A 16034-nucleotide genomic window follows, 5' to 3' on the forward strand; every position below is an offset into this window, starting at 1 on the left:
TCAGCGGTTTTTCCATTCCGGCTTGCGCTTTTCGAGAAACGCGTTTACGCCTTCTTTCTGGTCTTCGGTAGAGAACAGCTCAACAAACAGTTCCCGCTCCATGCGCCAGCCGTCGTCGTGGCTGCGGCCATCGCGGGCGCTCATCACCAGGGTCTTGCAACGAGCCGTTGACGACGGGCTCTGCTGGCACGCCATTTCCGCCAGCTCCAGCGCCTTATCAAGGCTCTGTCCGCTCGGCACCACTTCCTCAACCAGGCCGATTCGCAGTGCCGTATCGGCCTTTACCCGCTCACCGCACAGAATCATCCGCTTGGCCCAGCCCTCACCCACCAGCCAGGGCAGGTTCTGGGTGCCGCCGGCACAGGGCAAAAGGCCAACGCCTGCTTCGGGCAGTGCCATCTGGGCATGCTCTTCGGCAATGCGGATGTCACAGGCCATGGCGCACTCCAGGCCGCCACCCATGGCGTAGCCGTTCACCGCCGCGATAGAAACACCGCGGAACCGCTGCAGCGTGGAGAAGGCCTCGCCAAAAAGCTGGCCCATCTCGTTCGCCCGGGCTTTGTCGCCATCGGCGAAGGTTTTCAGATCGGCGCCGGCGGAATAGAACTTCTCGCCCTGCCCGGTCATTACCAGGGCAAAGATGTCCCGGTCTTCGTTCAGTTCCTTGACGATGCTCGTCAGGGCAATGAGGGAATCCTTCGTCCAGGTGTTGGCCGGTGGATTGTTGATGGTCAGTACGGCGATATGTCCGCGTTTTTCGAGCTGAATCAGGTCACTCATTTGCTATTCCTCATACTGAAAATGGGGTCGGATGACGATTTCATCAGACCCCATTTTTATGCTTATTGAATTGCCTCAGCCACGCCGTCATCGAGCAGGCGACGGGCAACAATCAGACGCATGATTTCGTTGGTGCCTTCCAGGATCTGGTGCACACGCAGGTCACGCAGATAGCGCTCAAGCGGGTATTCACGAATGTAGCCGTAGCCGCCGTGAAGCTGCAGAGCCTCGTTGACCACTTCGAAACAGGCATCGGTGGAGAACCGTTTGGCCATGGCACAATGCAGTGTCGCTTCCGGATCGGCGTTATCAAGCTTGAACGCGCCCAGACGAACCATCTGCCTCGCGGCAACCAGGTTGGTGGCCATGTCAGCCAGCTTGAACTGCAGAGCCTGGAAAGCCGCCAGCGGCTTACCGAACTGTTCCCGCTCGTGCATGTAGTTACGGGCACGGAGAAGAGCCGCTTGAGCACCACCAAGGGAACAGGTGGCGATATTCAGACGCCCGCCATCGAGCCCCTTCATGGCGATGGCAAACCCGTCGCCCTCGTCACCAACTCGGTTGCTGGCCGGAATGCGGACATTCTCCAGGCTGATCATCCGGGTAGGCTGACTGTGCCAGCCCATTTTTTCTTCGTTCTTGCCGTAGGAAATGCCGTCGGCATCTGCGGGAATCACGAAGGTGGAAATGCCTTTATAGCCGGAATCCGGCGCTCCGGTTCGGGCCATCAAGACCAGAATATCGGTGGCCCCAGCGCCGGAAATGAATACTTTACTGCCGTTGATTACGTAGCTGTCGCCATCGCGCACGGCCTTGGTGCGAAGACTGGCCGCGTCTGAGCCGGCACCCGGCTCGGTCAGGCAGTAGGAGGCGAGCCATTCGCCGCTGGCGAGTTTAGGCACGATTTCCTGCTTGAGATCATCCGACGAAAAGCTGGCGACCATCCAGGTGGCCATGTTGTGGATGGTGATAAACGCGGCGGTTGAAGGGCACGCAGCAGCGAGCTCTTCCACGATGACCGAGGTGTCCAGCCGGGACAGCCCCATGCCGCCAAGCGCTTCGGGCGTGTACATACCCATGAAGCCCATTTCGCCGGCTTCCTTCATCACATCGACCGGGAAAATATGCTCGCTGTCCCACTTCGCAGCGTGGGGCGCCATGGATTTTTCCGCGAACGCCCGAGCGGCCTCGCGAAACGCCAGCTGATCTTCGGTGAGGTTAAAGTCCATCGTTACGCTCCAGATAGAGAGGGCTTGGCATTGAGTGGGGAAAACAAGGGGCCGGAAACAGGTTCCGGCCCAAATACCCCACCTTCAACGCAATTAACGCAACTGGATAGAGAAGTTGGCTTCCGAGCTGGTCGCTTCACTGGAGAACCAGCGGGAGGTAACCGTTTTGGTTTCGGTGTAGAAGCGAACCGCCTGCTTGCCGTAGGCATGCTGGTCACCGTAGAAGGAACCCTTCCAGCCGGTGAACGAGAAGAACGGCAGGGGCACAGGAATGGGGATGTTCACGCCCACCTGGCCTACGTCGATCTCATGCTGGAAGCGACGCGCGGCACCACCGGAACTGGTAAAGATGGAGACGCCGTTGCCGTACGGGCTGTTATTCACCAGCTCGATGGCATCACCAAGGGTGTCGGTTTCCATGCAGGAGAGCACGGGACCGAAGATTTCCTCGTTGTAGATATCCATCTCGGTGGTAACACCGGAGAACAGAGTCGGGCCAACCCAGTTGCCATCGGGCAGTCCGTCTACGGTGCAGCCGCGACCATCCAGCAGAAGGTTAGCGCCCTGCGCTTCACCGGTCGCGATCAGGGACTCGATACGGTCTTTCGCCTTGGAAGAGATGATCGGGCCATAGCTGGCACCGGAATCGTTCCACGCGCCTGGACGAACTTTCGCCATGGCTTCTTTCAGCTCTGGAATCCACTGCTGGGCTTCGCCCACAAAGACCGCGACCGAAATTGCCATGCAGCGCTGGCCGGCAGCACCAACCGAGGCACCAACCAGGGCATTGATCACTTGCTGTTTGTCAGCGTCCGGCAGGATGACCATGTGGTTCTTGGCACCGGCGAAACTCTGGACACGTTTCATGTTGCGGGTGCCGGTCTCGTAGATGTAACGGCCAACAGGCACAGAACCTACGAAAGAAACGGCCTTGATGGCGGGATCAGTCAGCAGTACGTCAACCTGCTCCTTGCCACCGTGAACCACCTGCAGAACGCCCTTGGGCGCACCGGCTTCTTCAAACAGCTCGGCAAGGCGCATGGGGGTCAACGGATCCTGCTCGGAAGGCTTGAGGATAAAGGTGTTACCGCAGGCAATCGCCATTGGGAACATCCACAGCGGAATCATGGCCGGGAAGTTGAACGGCGTAATACCGGCGCACACACCCAGCGGCTGGATCCAGGAGTGGGTATCCACTTCACGGGCAACGTTCTCAACCGTCTCGCCCATCATCAGAGAAGCGACGTTTCCAGCGTGCTCAACTACTTCAATACCACGCCAGACGTCCCCTTTGGCGTCTTCAAACGTTTTGCCGGTTTCCTGCGAAAGGATTTCAGCAATCTCGTCATGATGTTTTTTCAGAAGTGCCTGATAGCGGAGCATAACCCGGGCGCGCTCGGAAACCGGCACTTCCTTCCAGGTCTTGAATACTTCACCGGCATACTTGATGGCCTGCTCCATTTCCGCATGAGTCGTGTTCGGAGCCTTGGCGATCACTTCGTTGGTGGCGGGGTTGGTAACTTCAATCCAGTCCTTGGTCTGGCTCTGGATGAATTCACCTGCAATATACAACGGTACATTTTTCATGTTGATGTCCCTGTTTGTTGTTGTACGGGAAGCCGGCCGGAACCTGAGGGTTCCTTGCCACGTTTACCCAAAGGCTAGCACGGGATTGACCAATGGGTGATTGACTAAATTTCGCCCGTAATGGACTATCTTTCGATAAAGCTCAAACAAACAAGACCAGAAATGACCCAAACCTCACAGTGGCCGGTGCCCAAAGACAGCATTCGCTACGTGGTGCCTGAGCCGATCATTCGACTGCTCGCGAGCCATCCACTGACCCGGGATCTCTATCCGCTGGCGTTCGGCCACTACCGGCGCGCCGTCGGCCATCACATGCATCGGGAACACCATCACGACAATCTTTTGATCTACTGCACGGAAGGCCGTGCGTTCCTGAACGTAGACGGGGAGCCCTACACGGTGGAGGCTGGCGATCTGCTGCTTCTGCCGGCCGGTGCCAACCATCGGTATACCGCCGATCCGGACAACCCCTGGACCATTCACTGGGTGCACTACACCGGACCACTGGCAGCAGATTTTCAACACTACATGGGGTTCGACGGCCCGACCCGGATTCGTCATTTGGGCCGGCAACCCCGGCTTCTGGTTGACTTCAATGGCCTGCTATCGGTGCGACAGACCGGTTTCCGGGCCCGCGGCCTGATCCACGCGGCCAACCGGCTTCGGCAACTGTTGGCTGCAGTTCCGATCAACGCCGACGAAACCGGGCACGAGCGGCAGGCCGAACTGGAAACCATTCACAATTATATGCGGGAGCATCTGGATGAGCGTATCAGCCTGGAGCAACTGGCCGATCTCGCCGGCCTCTCACCGGCTCATTTTGCCACCCGCTATCGGGAACAGACCGGCACCTCCCCGATCCAGCACTTCCTGCACCTGAAGGTGGAACGCGCCTGCCAGATGCTGGACACCAGCAGCCTGAGCTTCGCAGACATAAGCCGACGCCTGGGCTATGACGATGCTTACTATTTTTCGCGGCTTTTCAAAAAGGTAATGGGTCAGTCACCCCGGGACTACCGGCATACCGCCCGACACTGAACGGTCAACCCGGGCCAGATTGAAACCTGCCGCCTTCTACGACTTTTGTTGTAGGAGCCAAGGGGTTAGGCTGGGGGCATCGAATGACAAAAAGAGTGAGCCCATGGCCATGTACACCATTGAAATTGATGAAACCTTTGACGTACCCCGACGACGGGTTTTCGCCCTGTTCGCCGACCATTACCGTTTCGGAAAACTGCTGGGAGCACCGGTCAAACGAATCAAGGACAGCGATCAGGCTGATCCCAACGGCATCGGCTCCGTTCGCAAAATCGGCATCGGGCCGGTCGGCCTGGAAGAAACGGTGACCAGCTTCGAGCCGGATTCACTGATCGAATACACCATCACCAGCATGAGCCCGATCCGCAACCATCTGGGAAGAATCCGTTTCGAGGACACACCGGAAGGCCACACCCGGGTGAACTACACCATCACCTTCGAAGACATCGTACCGTTCACCGGGAAGGTCGTCAGCAGCGCCCTTGAACAGGGTATTCGCCGCGGGATCAAACGGGTACCACAGCTGGCCTGAGAGCCGGCAACAACAAATCGTTACTTGAGGAATATCAGAGAATTGACCTGAGGCAAGAGTTGGCTTTTGTCAATTTTGTAATCTCCGCGCAGCTTGCAATATCCGGCCATTCCGGCCGGATCAAACTGTATTTTGCGGGAGACCGAAATGGCAGCCGAACCCATTGTCCTGTTCGATAACGGACACCACAAATGCCTGATGTTCGATTCCCTGGTAACCGGAGAGGGCGTCCAGTCCAACCAGTTCCTGATTGTCGACGGTAAACATGAAGCACTGATCGACCCGGGTGGTGACCTCACCTACACCCCGCTGTCGGTGGCGGCATCACGCTACATGAACATCCGCGACATGGATTACGTGTTCGCCTCTCACCAGGACCCGGACATCATCGGTGCCATCGACCGCTGGATCGTTCATACCCGCGCGAAGATCGTAACTTCGAAACTCTGGGCCCGGTTCCTTCCGCACCTGGTTTCCAGCTACGTGACCAACCAGCTCAGCGGCAGCGTGTACGACCGCATCGTTAGCGTTCCGGATGCCGGCGCCAATGTGAAATTCGGGGAATCCTATCTGCAATGTCTGCCAGCCCACTTCATGCATTCGGTCGGCAACCTGCAGTTCTATGACCCGGTCTCGAAGATTCTGTTCTCGGGCGACCTGGGCGCCTCCATGGGTGGCGAGGACGATCACCTGCCAGTAAAGGACTTCGACAAGCATATACCGAGCATGATCGGCTTCCATCGGCGCTACATTGCCTCCCGGAAGGTTTGCCAACTCTGGGCGAATATGGTCCGCGACATGGATGTTTCGATGATTGTGCCCCAGCACGGCAAACGCTTCGAAGGACCGGTGATGGTTGATCGCTTCCTGAGCTGGGTCAGCGATATGGAGTGTGGCATCGACCTGATGACCCAGGAAAACTACCGGCGCCCGGTCGATTACGTTTAACTGCCGGAAGGCAAACACCGGGACCGGGGCAATTTATTCTCCGGTCCGGTACCCGGCCCCAGCGCTGACAGGAACTGCTGTGCTGAGGGCTGGCCACCGTCAACTGCCGCCAGCCGGATCAGGCACAAGCCTTCGGCCATTCGGCCTTCGTCATAAAGGCTTTTCCCCAGCCGCCAGCGGGCATCACTGTTTCCCGCTTCCGCAGCTCGCCGATACCAACGGAGTGCTTCGTTTTTATCCAGAACCGTTCCCCTGCCCTCTTCATAGGCCATGGCCACTTCGACCATACTGATGGAATCACCGCTGTCGGCTGCCCGCAGGTACCACTGGAAGGCTTTCTCCTGGTTTTGTTCAACGCCCTGCCCCTGGGCATACATGTTGGCCACATTGAGCATGCCCTGGCGGCTGCCCTCCTCTGCCAGCTCCAGATACTGCTCGAAGGCCGATTCATATTGCCCCATCTTGTAGACGACATAAGCGTTGAGAACCCGGATCATGTCCCGTGCCACCTGGTCCTGATCGCCGTTCTCGTTACCCCCGGCACTCGCCAACGAGCATGAAAAGACCAGGCACAGAAACAGCATCCGAACCATTGTCTGCGTTGCGCTTTGTCTTTGCATTCTGTTCCCCGACGCCTGCCAGTTGTCCTCTCACGCTAGCAGTGGCTTGCCGATAGGTCTGTGCATCAAAAGTGCTGTCCTGCTGGCACCTTGGTATTGGCGGATCGTGAAAACCATCCCGGAACAGGGGCCAAATAAGCCTGTCCCAAACCGGCAATGTTGAGTAAAATCCGGCCTTTTCCAGAGAACCAAGAGGCAGCGCAGATGGGCAGAGCCTACCAGAACCGCAAAGAATCCATGGCCAAGACGGCTGCGGCAAAAACCAAGGTCTACAGCAAGTACGGCCGCGAGATTTACATGAGCGCCAAGTCCGGAGGCCCCGATCCCCAGGCCAACCTGTCCCTGCGCGGACTGATCGAGCGGGCCAAGAAAGACCAGGTGCCTTCGCACGTCATCGAAAAGGCCATCGACAAGGCCAAGGGTGGCGCCGGCGAAGACTATGCTGCAGCTCGCTACGAAGGCTACGGACCGGGCAACTGCATGGTGATCGTGGACTGCCTGACCGATAACCCGAACCGCACCTTTGGCGACGTGCGCCTGGCCTTCACCAAGACCAAGTGCAAGATCGGCACGCCCGGAGCCGTGTCTCACATGTTCGACCACAGCGCTATTTTTGCGTTCAAGGGCGAGGATGAAGAGGCCGTACTCGAGGCGCTGATGGAAGCGGATGTCGATGTAACCGACATCGAGAACGAAGATGGCCTGATTACCGTGTTCACACCGAACACCGAATACGCCAAGGCTCGCCAGGCACTCGTGGACGCAATCGAAGACATCGATTTTGAAGTGGATGAAATCCAGTTCCTGCCCAAAACCACCACAATGGTGGAAGGCGACGACATCCCCATGTTCGAGAAATTCCTCGACATGCTGAACGAACTGGACGACGTGCAGAACGTGTTCCACAACGCCGAACTGCCAGAGCAGTAAACAACCCGGCCCGCTGGCCTCGCAGGAAGATAGCACCATGCAACAGAACGCTCCCACAAACCGCAAGGCGCGCGTGGTGGTCCTTAAAACAGGCACCACCTACCCGGACATTCGGGCAAGGTTTGGCGATTTTGACGAGTGGTTCCTGCGCGGGTTGTCAGACGAGCTGGATATCACCGTTGCCAATGCCGAGGCCGGTGAACTGCCGGGGAATCCTGAAGACTGGGACGGCATCGTGGTGACGGGCTCCCCTGCCATGGTGAGCGACCGGGCCGAGTGGAGCGAGAACGCGGGGCGTTGGCTGGTAAAAGCCGTCAGAAGCGAAGTGCCGGTGCTTGGTGTCTGCTATGGCCACCAGTTACTGGCCCACGCGCTGGGCGGGGAAGCTGGTTACCATCCGAATGGCCGGGAAACCGGCACCCACGAGGTTGAACTCCTTCCCGAGGCAGCTTCCGATGTCCTGTTCCGGGAGCTACCGGAAAAATTTCCGGCCCAGCTGACACACCGGCAGTCCGTGCTGCGCCTGCCTGAAGGCGCGGTGTTGCTGGGACGCAACCAGTTCGAGCCTCATCAGGCTTTCAGAATTGGTCCCTGCGCCTGGGGCGTGCAGTTCCATCCAGAGTTCACGGACGCCATTATGAGCGCCTACCTGAAGGTCCAGGCGCCCGACCTGACACGGGAGGGGCTTGATGCGGAGGCCCTGATCGCCGGCGTAAAGCCAGCGCCGGATGCGTCCTCGCTGCTTTCCCGTTTCAGCAGATTTGTTCAGGATCGGATCCGGTAATTCGCGGGCCAACCGTTAGGGTCAGTCGAGGATATAGGCGGTTTTTTCCATTGCCTGCTCTTCTTCATCGATGAAACGGAACTCATTCCAGCCAATGCGCACCATGTCGTTGCTGTTGAGACGCTGGCGGTCAGCAACCCGCAATTCGTTCACAAAAGTGCCATTGGTGCTGTTGCTGTCGGTAATGTAGTAATCCACCGTACCTTCCAGATAGGCATTGGGCACCGCTTCTATCAGGGCGTGCTGGCCGCTCACAGAAATTTCATCAATCTGGATATCGTTGTCCGGGCGCCGACCGATGCGCGTTTCCGGTTGACCGAGTTCAAAGGTGTTAACAACAACGTTATCCACCAGTTGCGAAAGCGAAGCCATGTCAGTTTCCTCAATACTCCAACGTCAGTAATACCACAGACACATTGTCACCCGCCTCGTTTTTCAGGCCGGCATCAATCATTGCCTGAACCGTGCGCTCCATGCCGTCACTTTCCTTATGGATTTCAAGCCACCGGTATTCCGGAACCGAATCAGTTAACCCATCGGAACACAGCAGCAGCACATCTCCTTCATCAAGCGTTTCACGCCGATAACTGGGGGCCGCCTGCTCCACCGTTCCCACGGCCCTGGTCAGGACATTCCGGAACGGCACATTGGGCACGTCGGCCCTGGTAATGCTGCCGTCTTCCAGCATGTTCTGGACCACGGTATCGTCCCGCGTGAGACACAGCGCCTGGCTGCCACGCAGGCTGTAGCAACGGGAATCGCCAATGTGAGCAATATGCGCCTGATTGCCACTCAACCAGGCCACCACCAGTGTCGTGCCCATTTTTTCAAGTCTTGGATCCCCGGAACGGCGGCTCACTATGCGCTCATTGGCCAACCTGAAGGCCCGATCCAGTTTTCCCCGGATATCCGCATCCGTGGTGCCGCTCGAGGCACCGGCGATTTCAGGCTCAAGGGATTCGATGATGGCATCAACCGCAAGGCGACTGGCAACCTCGCCTCCCTGGTGACCGCCCATACCGTCAGCAACCACCAACAACGCCTGGTCACCCGCATCATTGATCCGCCAGTCCACCACATCCTGGTTTGATTCCCGGACGGCCCCGCGATGACTCTGGCCGGCAACGTGATATCGCATCAGGACGACACCTCCTGGCCAGCCTCACGAACGGCCAGACGACGCACGGCCTCGGCCATGGTGGCGGCACTGGCAAAGCGCTTGTCCGGCTCGCGCTGGATAGCCTTGTTGATCAGACGGACCACCCCGTTTGGCAGATCCGCGTTGAACTCGCGGACGCTGCGTGGGCGCTTGTTAAGAATCTGGTAGGTCAGGTTGGCCAGGGTATCGCCCTGATAGGGCGTTTCGCCGCTCACCAGCTTATAAAGCGTTACGCCCAGGCTGTAGATATCGGAGGCACCGGTTACCTTCTGACCCTTCAACTGCTCCGGCGACATATACAATGGGCTGCCCATTACCGCGCCGGTGCGGGTTCGCGAGTCATCGGAGATCTTGGCAATGCCGAAATCGGTGATCTTTATATCGCCATTGTCGGGATTGAAGATGATATTCCCGGGCTTGATGTCGCGGTGGACGATTTTCTGGCTGTGAGCGTAGGCCAGAGCGTCCGCCACGCGGGCAACGATATCCAGAACCCTGGGCAGGGGCAGTAACCGTCCGGTTCTGCCGAATTCACTGAGCGGACGTCCTTTCGCATAGTCCATGGCGATATAGGCGAGGTCTGCCTCCTCGCCAACGTCATACACGGTGACGATAGCCGGGTGGCTCAGGCGGCCAGCGGCTTCTGCTTCCCGGAAGAATCGCTCCTTGAGATCCTGAAGCTGTCCATCATCAAACGCCTGGTAGCTGAGAGTCTTGATGGCAACGGTACGGGCAATCTTCGGATCCTTGCCCAGATAAACCACACCCATGGCCCCTCGGCCAATCTCCCGCTCGATTTCGTACCTTCCGAGGGTCGGGCGACTAACGGCGGGCTCGGGCATCAACAGGGTGCGGGTATTGTCGAAACTCCCTCCCTGCATCAACGAGTTATCCGGCGCGAGCTTTTCCAATGCCGACAGCCTCGCGGCGGTATCCCGAAAACCTTTCTTTCGCTCCTGAATACTGCGGTAGGTGCTGACCGCCTTGTCGTACTGGCGCTTGCGCTCCTGCTGGATGGCGACGTCGTAGCGCAGCTCGATCTCGCTTTCACAGTCGGGGCAGCGATCCAGCGCTTCGAGGGCCTCGTCTGTATGACCTTGCTGCAGAAATACCTTGGCCAGCTTCAGCCGCGCATCCCGCACATTATCTGTCAGTGCACGGATGTGTTTGCGGGGCTGCAGCCAGAACAGCATCACCACGTAACCGACCACCAGCAACGTGAGCACCACGCCAAACGGCACCCAGGCGTTGCGGTAGAACATCAAAGCCGCCTGGATCACCACGAGCGAGCCACCAAGCAAAAGAGTGACCGGCAGGGAAACGGCCGCGCCCATCGCCGGAATTGCAAGCACCAGATACAGTGCCGCAATTGCCAGCCCGGCGGTCACCGCCATGTCGGACCAGAGTGGTTCCGAAAGCCCCCGATCAGCCATAGCCGGCCCGAATGCCTCCTGCGGGAGAATCGTGGCCGGGGTCGCGCCCTCTGGCACGCCTAGAATGCTGAATAGCGCACGGTCAGCCCAGCCAACGAGGGCAAGCTGGTCCCCCATGAGGGCAAACACAACAGCCAGAACGAGAATAACGGCCCGCAGACTGAACAGGCGCGGTATGAAAGAGAGTATGGCGTTCACAGGCAACTTTGTTATAAATGGTTGATCTGACTAGTTTAGAAAGCGTGGCGGAACTTCGATACAACGACCGGGGTGTTTTTTGTAAGTGTTTGTTTACCTGAGAGAGAGGTCACGTATAGTTATGCCGTCGTTTACCTCAGGGATGATGGAAATACACACATGACACTGAAGTTACTGATTCTCCTGCTGTTGCTCACCCTGGCCGGCATCGGCCTTTACCACACCCAAAAGCCACTGCCGCCAGGCATCAGCTATCGTGGAACCGCGGTGCCATTGGAGGAACCCGTCCTGCTGACAGACGTCACCCGTCACTATCAGGACGGCCGTGAGGAGCGAGACCATGAAATCTTCGACGAGGTGTTCCGGCTTGTGGGACAGGCCAACGAGTTCATTCTCATCGACATGTTTCTGTTCAACAGCACCAAGCCGGAAGATGTAGCCCACCGGCCTCTGGCTCAACAGCTCACAGAAGCCCTGCTGGCGAGAAAAGCGGAGAAACCGGAGCTATCCATTACGGTTATCTCCGACCCCCTGAACACCATGTATGGCGGCACGACCTCACCCTGGTTTCAAGCCCTGCGCGATGGTGGCATTCCGGTTGTGGAGACGGCACTCCGGCCGCTACGGGACAGTAATCCCACCTGGTCTTCAATCTGGCGGCTGTGTTGTCAGTGGTTCGGCAACAACCCCGACGGAGGCTGGCTGGACAACGCCCTGGGCACCAGGCCTGTTACCCTTCGAAGCTATCTCGCCCTACTGAACTTCAAGGCCAACCATCGCAAGCTTATGGTCGCGGATGAGGCGGGCTCCTTGAGGGCCATCGTTACCTCGGCCAACCCCCACGACGGCAGCAGCCGGCATAGCAACCTGGGGCTTAGCTTCACGGGGCCGGCGGTCTTTGATCTGCTGAAAAGCGAGCGGGCGGTTCTCGCCATCTCGGGAGCAGACACCACGCCCATTGATGAGCGAATCAGCATGGCTCCCGAAGTCACTGGAGAACCGCAAAAATCCGAAATCCCCCTGGTGGCAGTGCTGACCGAATCGGAAATCCGGGATCAGGCTCTGTCCATGATTCAAGAGGCCTCGGCCGGTGATCAGCTGGACATGGCCATGTTTTATCTCTCACATCGCGATATTGTCACAGCCCTGGTCGACGCCGCCAGACGGGGCGTTGCACTGCGAGTTCTGCTTGATGCCAACAACGAGGCCTTCGGCCACCAGAAGAGTGGCATTCCCAACAGGCAGGTCGCCATGGAACTGGTTCGCGCGGGCGTTCCGGTACGTTGGTGTAATACCCTGGGTGAGCAATGCCACACTAAACTGTTGATGTTGGCCAGAGAAAACGGCGCAACAGAACTGCTCCTGGGGTCGGCCAATTTTACCCGGCGCAATCTCGACGATCTGAATCTCGAGACCGATGTCTGGGTATCGGTGGTGGAGCAGTCACAGGTTGCGAGCGGAGCCCGGCGATTCTTTGACGAGCAATGGCAAAAAGGCCCTGGCGACGATCCGGTGATGAGCCTGCCCTACGAGCGTTGGGCCGACGAATCCAGACTTCGCTATTGGCGCTACCGGATTATGGAGGCGACCGGCCTGTCGACCTTCTGAACAGAACAGGACAAAAGCCATGACAACACCCGTGCATGCGCGCCCTATCGCAGAGCGTATCGACTGGCTGATGGAGCTCAGCCGGGCCCACTCGGCCAGCTTCTGTAGCCCGGAAAACCATCTGGCCAGGCAGCGCTACCTGGCAGAGCACAATACCCAGATCATTGCCATGAAGTGCATGGATGGCCGCATCCACCTGCCCTACGTGACCCAGACGCCTCTTGGTGTCATTCACCCGTTCCGGAACCTTGGCGGGATCTTTGAGCTGGGCTGGCCCTACCTTGGCGACATGCTGGCGGACACGGTCCAGCAAGCCGTAACCCAGGGACGACGGGTGCTGATCATCATTACCTACCACTATTCAAAAGGTTCACGGGAACGGGGCTGCGCCGGCTTTGACTGCGACCGTGAGGCCGCCATGCGCCATGCGTTCCAGATCCGAAGCCAGGTGGAAAAGCTGTTCGGAAACGGCCACCGAACGGTCTATCCCCTGGTATGTGGTTTCGAGAGCGACGAGGATGCACTGGTTCTGCACGGTAGCCAGGAGCGAACGCTGGATATGTCTACCATTCCTGTAACGCGACTTGCCGATATGGCCTCCGAAATCGCCTCCCTTTGTCCGGATATGCCGGAACCGGTTCAGCGTGATCTGCTGCCCCTGGTTGAGGGCAATATCCGGCACGTGAACGAGATTCGGCGTTTTGACCGGGAACTGAACATAGAGCACCGGGAGTGGGTCATCTGCCTTGGCAGGGGGTTCGATTTCCTGCACGCACCCAACGTAGCCCTGATCATCGGCCCCTACAGCCCGGATCTGTCCCATCCCATCCGCCAGGCCGCCGGGATCATAAAGAGCAACATGGATAATGGCCGTGTTCCGGATGATGGTTTTCTGCTGCTCTGCTCCGCGCCCTACCAGGAACCGGGCACCCAGAAGGCCCGGGCAGAACTGAAATCGGCGTTCCTGGCAGAGTTCGGTGCCAACGTTATCCGTCAGGCGTACCCAGACCTCGCCAGCCGAATGGTCGCACGCTCAGCTATACTCCATTGGCCGGAGCGAAAGCTGCAGGTTTGTGAATCCTGAACGATTCGTATGTTGAGGGAACGCAACCAACTGTTTTATCGTCCGGTTAGTGCAAGATGACTAACAAACCGCTACACCGGAAGTAGCCAACGAACAGGAGTGACCCATGTCAGGCATTCGCAAGCACTTGAGGTACGTTTCCTTTTTTATGGCCATGATGATGGCCCTTGGTTCCGTCTGGTCGGCCACCGCTACCGCCGGCATGGTTGGAACCGGCGAAATGATCGGGCAACAACAGGTTCAGCTGGACCGGCAGGAGCTGATCAGCATGCTCGACAGACAGGATGTGCAGGCCAAGTTGGCAGACCTTGGGGTCAGCCAGGACCAGGTCAAGGAACGCATCCAGAACCTCACGCCCGCGGAACTGGCGGATTTTGAACGTCAGCTCGCCGAGGCCCCTGCAGGGCAGGATGTGGTCGGCATCATTGTGTTGTTCCTGCTGGTATTCATTATCACCGATATGCTCTGTGCTACGAATGTCTTCCCGTTCGTGAACTGCATTCGATAGCGGGATCAGTGGCTGCCATTTTTCCCACTCTAGAAGCGACGACATCCAGCAGGCTGATCCTGATGTTACTGGTCAGCCTGCTGGCCGGTTGCGCCAGTGCTCCCAAATGGCCAGCGCCCGAAACTCACCAGGCCATGCTGCCCGACAGGGTTGTGCTGGACGACGTACCTTTCTACCCCCAGGAAAGGTATCAGTGCGGGCCTGCGTCGCTGGCAATGATGCTGAACAGCCAGGGCCTTTCATCCAATCCCGATATTCTCAAGGAGCTGGTTTATATTCCGGGCCGGGAAGGCTCCCTTCAGGTCGAAATGATCGCCGGCGCACGCGCCCATGGCATGTTGGTTTACCCGCTGGACGGTAGATTAAAAAGTGTCCTGACCGAGATCGCAGCAGGCAATCCAGTCCTGGTGATGCAAAATCTTAGGTTTGGCTGGTGGCCCCAATGGCACTTTGCGGTTGTGATCGGCTATGACGCCGGCGAGCGAGACCTGATACTCCACACCGATACCCGCAAGCATGAAGCGATCGATCTGGAAGTTTTCGCCAATACCTGGGGGCGGGCCGATAACTGGGCCGTAACCATCCTTCCGCCCGACCGGGTGCCTGCCACGGCAAAACCACTCCGCTTTCTCCAATCGGCCCACGACCTCGAGACAACCGGCCGAACCACAGCCGCTGGCATGGCCTATAAGACAGCCGAGACGACCTGGCCGGACCAACCGACGGCCACTATGGCCAGAGGCAACCTTGCCTGGCAGTTGGGCCACCGAGGCGAAGCACAGGAGCATTTCTTGCGCGCGGTGAAACGTTTTCCGAAATTCGCCGAAGGCTGGAACAACCTCGCTTTCGCGCTGCAGGCGAGCGGCTGCACAAACGTTGCGACCCAGGCGGCGAGATGCGCCGCCGCACTGACACCGGACCGCTTTGGTGAATCAGAATTGCTCAAACAAGAAGGCACCACATCCGCGGAACAGTGTCCTGCACTTCCCGAGTGCCCAGGGGAAGCCCCCTAGGCTGGCTTCCGGAACAGAGCCACATCCTTTCTCGGTATTTCCAGGTGCCAGCCAAACCGGTTGGCGAGCAGCTTGAAGGTGAATTCCCGGTAGAAGACCACATGGGTCGGGTCACGGCGATAATGCCAGTTGTCGAACCGGTCATCGTCGGTCTGGAAGCAGGTCATTACACCCAGCCAACCACCGGGCTTCAGCATCCGGTCGAGTTCCCTGAAAACGCCAGCGGGGGCGTAAAGATGCTCTACCACTTCGGTACAGGTTATGAAATCGTAGGTCTGATCGAGAGCCACTGCTGAGGGATAAAAATAGGGATCGTAGAGACTGACTGCCATGCCTTCCGCCTCAAGCATCTGCGCCAGTGCAGGGCCGGGGCCGCAGCCGAAATCCAGGCCGCTGGCGCCCGATGGCAGGCGCTCAAGCAGAGGTTCTGTCAGTTTCGAGAGAAATGTCCGGTACCCCGGATGAGACGGGTCATTATCATGCAGTTGGTAAATTTCCCGCTCCTGCTCAGGCGATAACCGGCAGGACGCATCCATCACCGTCGCCTCGCAGACATCACATCGAAGGTAACGCTGGGCCTTCA

Annotated in this window: 17 protein-coding genes; 9 read left to right on the top strand and 8 right to left on the bottom strand. The window is 58.2% G+C overall.

What is annotated here, in order from left to right; translation table 11 throughout:
• The 3 genes from BM035_RS02360 to BM035_RS02370 form a co-directional block, all read right to left on the bottom strand.
• Positions 1 to 780 carry an enoyl-CoA hydratase gene (locus BM035_RS02360; RefSeq protein WP_092030171.1) on the bottom strand — a complete coding sequence of 260 codons (780 nt, stop codon included), beginning with the start codon at positions 778 to 780 and terminating at the stop codon, positions 1 to 3.
• A 62-nt stretch (positions 781 to 842) separates the two neighbouring features.
• The gene (locus BM035_RS02365; protein ID WP_092030173.1) at positions 843 to 2009 is read right to left on the bottom strand and encodes an acyl-CoA dehydrogenase family protein; all 1167 of its coding nucleotides are present in this window, start codon (positions 2007 to 2009) and stop codon (positions 843 to 845) included.
• A gap of 93 nt (positions 2010 to 2102) precedes the next feature.
• The gene (locus tag BM035_RS02370; protein ID WP_088557834.1) at positions 2103 to 3596 is read right to left on the bottom strand and encodes a CoA-acylating methylmalonate-semialdehyde dehydrogenase; all 1494 of its coding nucleotides are present in this window, start codon (positions 3594 to 3596) and stop codon (positions 2103 to 2105) included.
• A 162-nt stretch (positions 3597 to 3758) separates the two neighbouring features.
• Between BM035_RS02370 and BM035_RS02375 the strand changes: the two genes are divergently transcribed.
• The 3 genes from BM035_RS02375 (at position 3759) to BM035_RS02385 (ending at position 6114) form a co-directional block, all read left to right on the top strand.
• Positions 3759 to 4634, top strand: a complete 876-nt coding sequence (locus BM035_RS02375; protein WP_092030175.1) for an AraC family transcriptional regulator — start codon at positions 3759 to 3761, stop codon at positions 4632 to 4634.
• A gap of 103 nt (positions 4635 to 4737) precedes the next feature.
• The gene (locus BM035_RS02380; RefSeq protein WP_008175952.1) at positions 4738 to 5166 is read left to right on the top strand and encodes an SRPBCC family protein; all 429 of its coding nucleotides are present in this window, start codon (positions 4738 to 4740) and stop codon (positions 5164 to 5166) included.
• A 147-nt stretch (positions 5167 to 5313) separates the two neighbouring features.
• On the top strand, positions 5314 to 6114 hold the full coding sequence (locus BM035_RS02385; RefSeq protein ID WP_092030177.1) for an MBL fold metallo-hydrolase: 801 nt from the start codon (positions 5314 to 5316) through the stop codon (positions 6112 to 6114).
• Here BM035_RS02385 and BM035_RS02390 read toward each other — a convergent pair.
• On the bottom strand, positions 6111 to 6734 hold the full coding sequence (locus tag BM035_RS02390; RefSeq protein ID WP_254775355.1) for a tetratricopeptide repeat protein: 624 nt from the start codon (positions 6732 to 6734) through the stop codon (positions 6111 to 6113). The genes BM035_RS02385 and BM035_RS02390 overlap by 4 nt on opposite strands.
• A gap of 204 nt (positions 6735 to 6938) precedes the next feature.
• Between BM035_RS02390 and BM035_RS02395 the strand changes: the two genes are divergently transcribed.
• Complete coding sequence (locus tag BM035_RS02395; protein ID WP_008175958.1) at positions 6939 to 7664, top strand: YebC/PmpR family DNA-binding transcriptional regulator; 726 nt, start codon at positions 6939 to 6941, stop codon at positions 7662 to 7664.
• 37 nt (positions 7665 to 7701) lie between these two features.
• Positions 7702 to 8448: a glutamine amidotransferase gene (locus BM035_RS02400; protein ID WP_008175960.1), complete on the top strand. Its 747-nt coding sequence runs from the start codon at positions 7702 to 7704 to the stop codon at positions 8446 to 8448.
• A 21-nt stretch (positions 8449 to 8469) separates the two neighbouring features.
• Here the strand turns inward: BM035_RS02400 and BM035_RS02405 are convergent, their stop codons facing one another.
• From BM035_RS02405 to BM035_RS02415, 3 genes are read right to left on the bottom strand one after another with little or no spacing between them, the layout of a single operon-like run.
• Positions 8470 to 8820, bottom strand: a complete 351-nt coding sequence (locus tag BM035_RS02405; RefSeq protein WP_008175962.1) for an FHA domain-containing protein — start codon at positions 8818 to 8820, stop codon at positions 8470 to 8472.
• A 10-nt stretch (positions 8821 to 8830) separates the two neighbouring features.
• Positions 8831 to 9586, bottom strand: a complete 756-nt coding sequence (locus BM035_RS02410; RefSeq protein ID WP_092030179.1) for a PP2C family protein-serine/threonine phosphatase — start codon at positions 9584 to 9586, stop codon at positions 8831 to 8833.
• Positions 9586 to 11238, bottom strand: a complete 1653-nt coding sequence (locus BM035_RS02415) for a serine/threonine-protein kinase (RefSeq protein WP_014576382.1) — start codon at positions 11236 to 11238, stop codon at positions 9586 to 9588. The genes BM035_RS02410 and BM035_RS02415 overlap by 1 nt, the downstream gene beginning before the upstream one ends.
• Before the next feature lie 159 nt (positions 11239 to 11397).
• Here BM035_RS02415 and BM035_RS02420 point away from each other — a divergent pair, with 159 nt between their 5' ends.
• From BM035_RS02420 to BM035_RS02435, 4 genes are all read left to right on the top strand, one after another.
• Positions 11398 to 12846: a phospholipase D family protein gene (locus tag BM035_RS02420; protein WP_092030181.1), complete on the top strand. Its 1449-nt coding sequence runs from the start codon at positions 11398 to 11400 to the stop codon at positions 12844 to 12846.
• Positions 12847 to 12865: 19 nt separating this feature from the next.
• The gene (locus BM035_RS02425; protein ID WP_092030183.1) at positions 12866 to 13930 is read left to right on the top strand and encodes a carboxysome shell carbonic anhydrase domain-containg protein; all 1065 of its coding nucleotides are present in this window, start codon (positions 12866 to 12868) and stop codon (positions 13928 to 13930) included.
• 106 nt (positions 13931 to 14036) lie between these two features.
• Positions 14037 to 14438 (top strand): PA2779 family protein, encoded by a 402-nt coding sequence (locus tag BM035_RS02430; RefSeq protein ID WP_041645035.1) that lies wholly within the window; start codon positions 14037 to 14039, stop codon positions 14436 to 14438.
• Positions 14439 to 14500: 62 nt separating this feature from the next.
• A complete protein-coding gene (locus tag BM035_RS02435) occupies positions 14501 to 15451 on the top strand; it encodes a PA2778 family cysteine peptidase (protein ID WP_092030184.1) in 951 nt (316 codons plus the stop codon).
• Here BM035_RS02435 and BM035_RS02440 read toward each other — a convergent pair.
• Positions 15448 to 15987: a class I SAM-dependent methyltransferase gene (locus BM035_RS02440; protein ID WP_254775358.1), complete on the bottom strand. Its 540-nt coding sequence runs from the start codon at positions 15985 to 15987 to the stop codon at positions 15448 to 15450. The genes BM035_RS02435 and BM035_RS02440 overlap by 4 nt on opposite strands.
• Between the last annotated feature and the right edge of the window lie 47 nt (positions 15988 to 16034).

It is taken from the genome of Marinobacter sp. DSM 26671 (assembly GCF_900112835.1).
Taxonomy (GTDB): Bacteria; Pseudomonadota; Gammaproteobacteria; order Pseudomonadales; family Oleiphilaceae; genus Marinobacter; species Marinobacter flavimaris.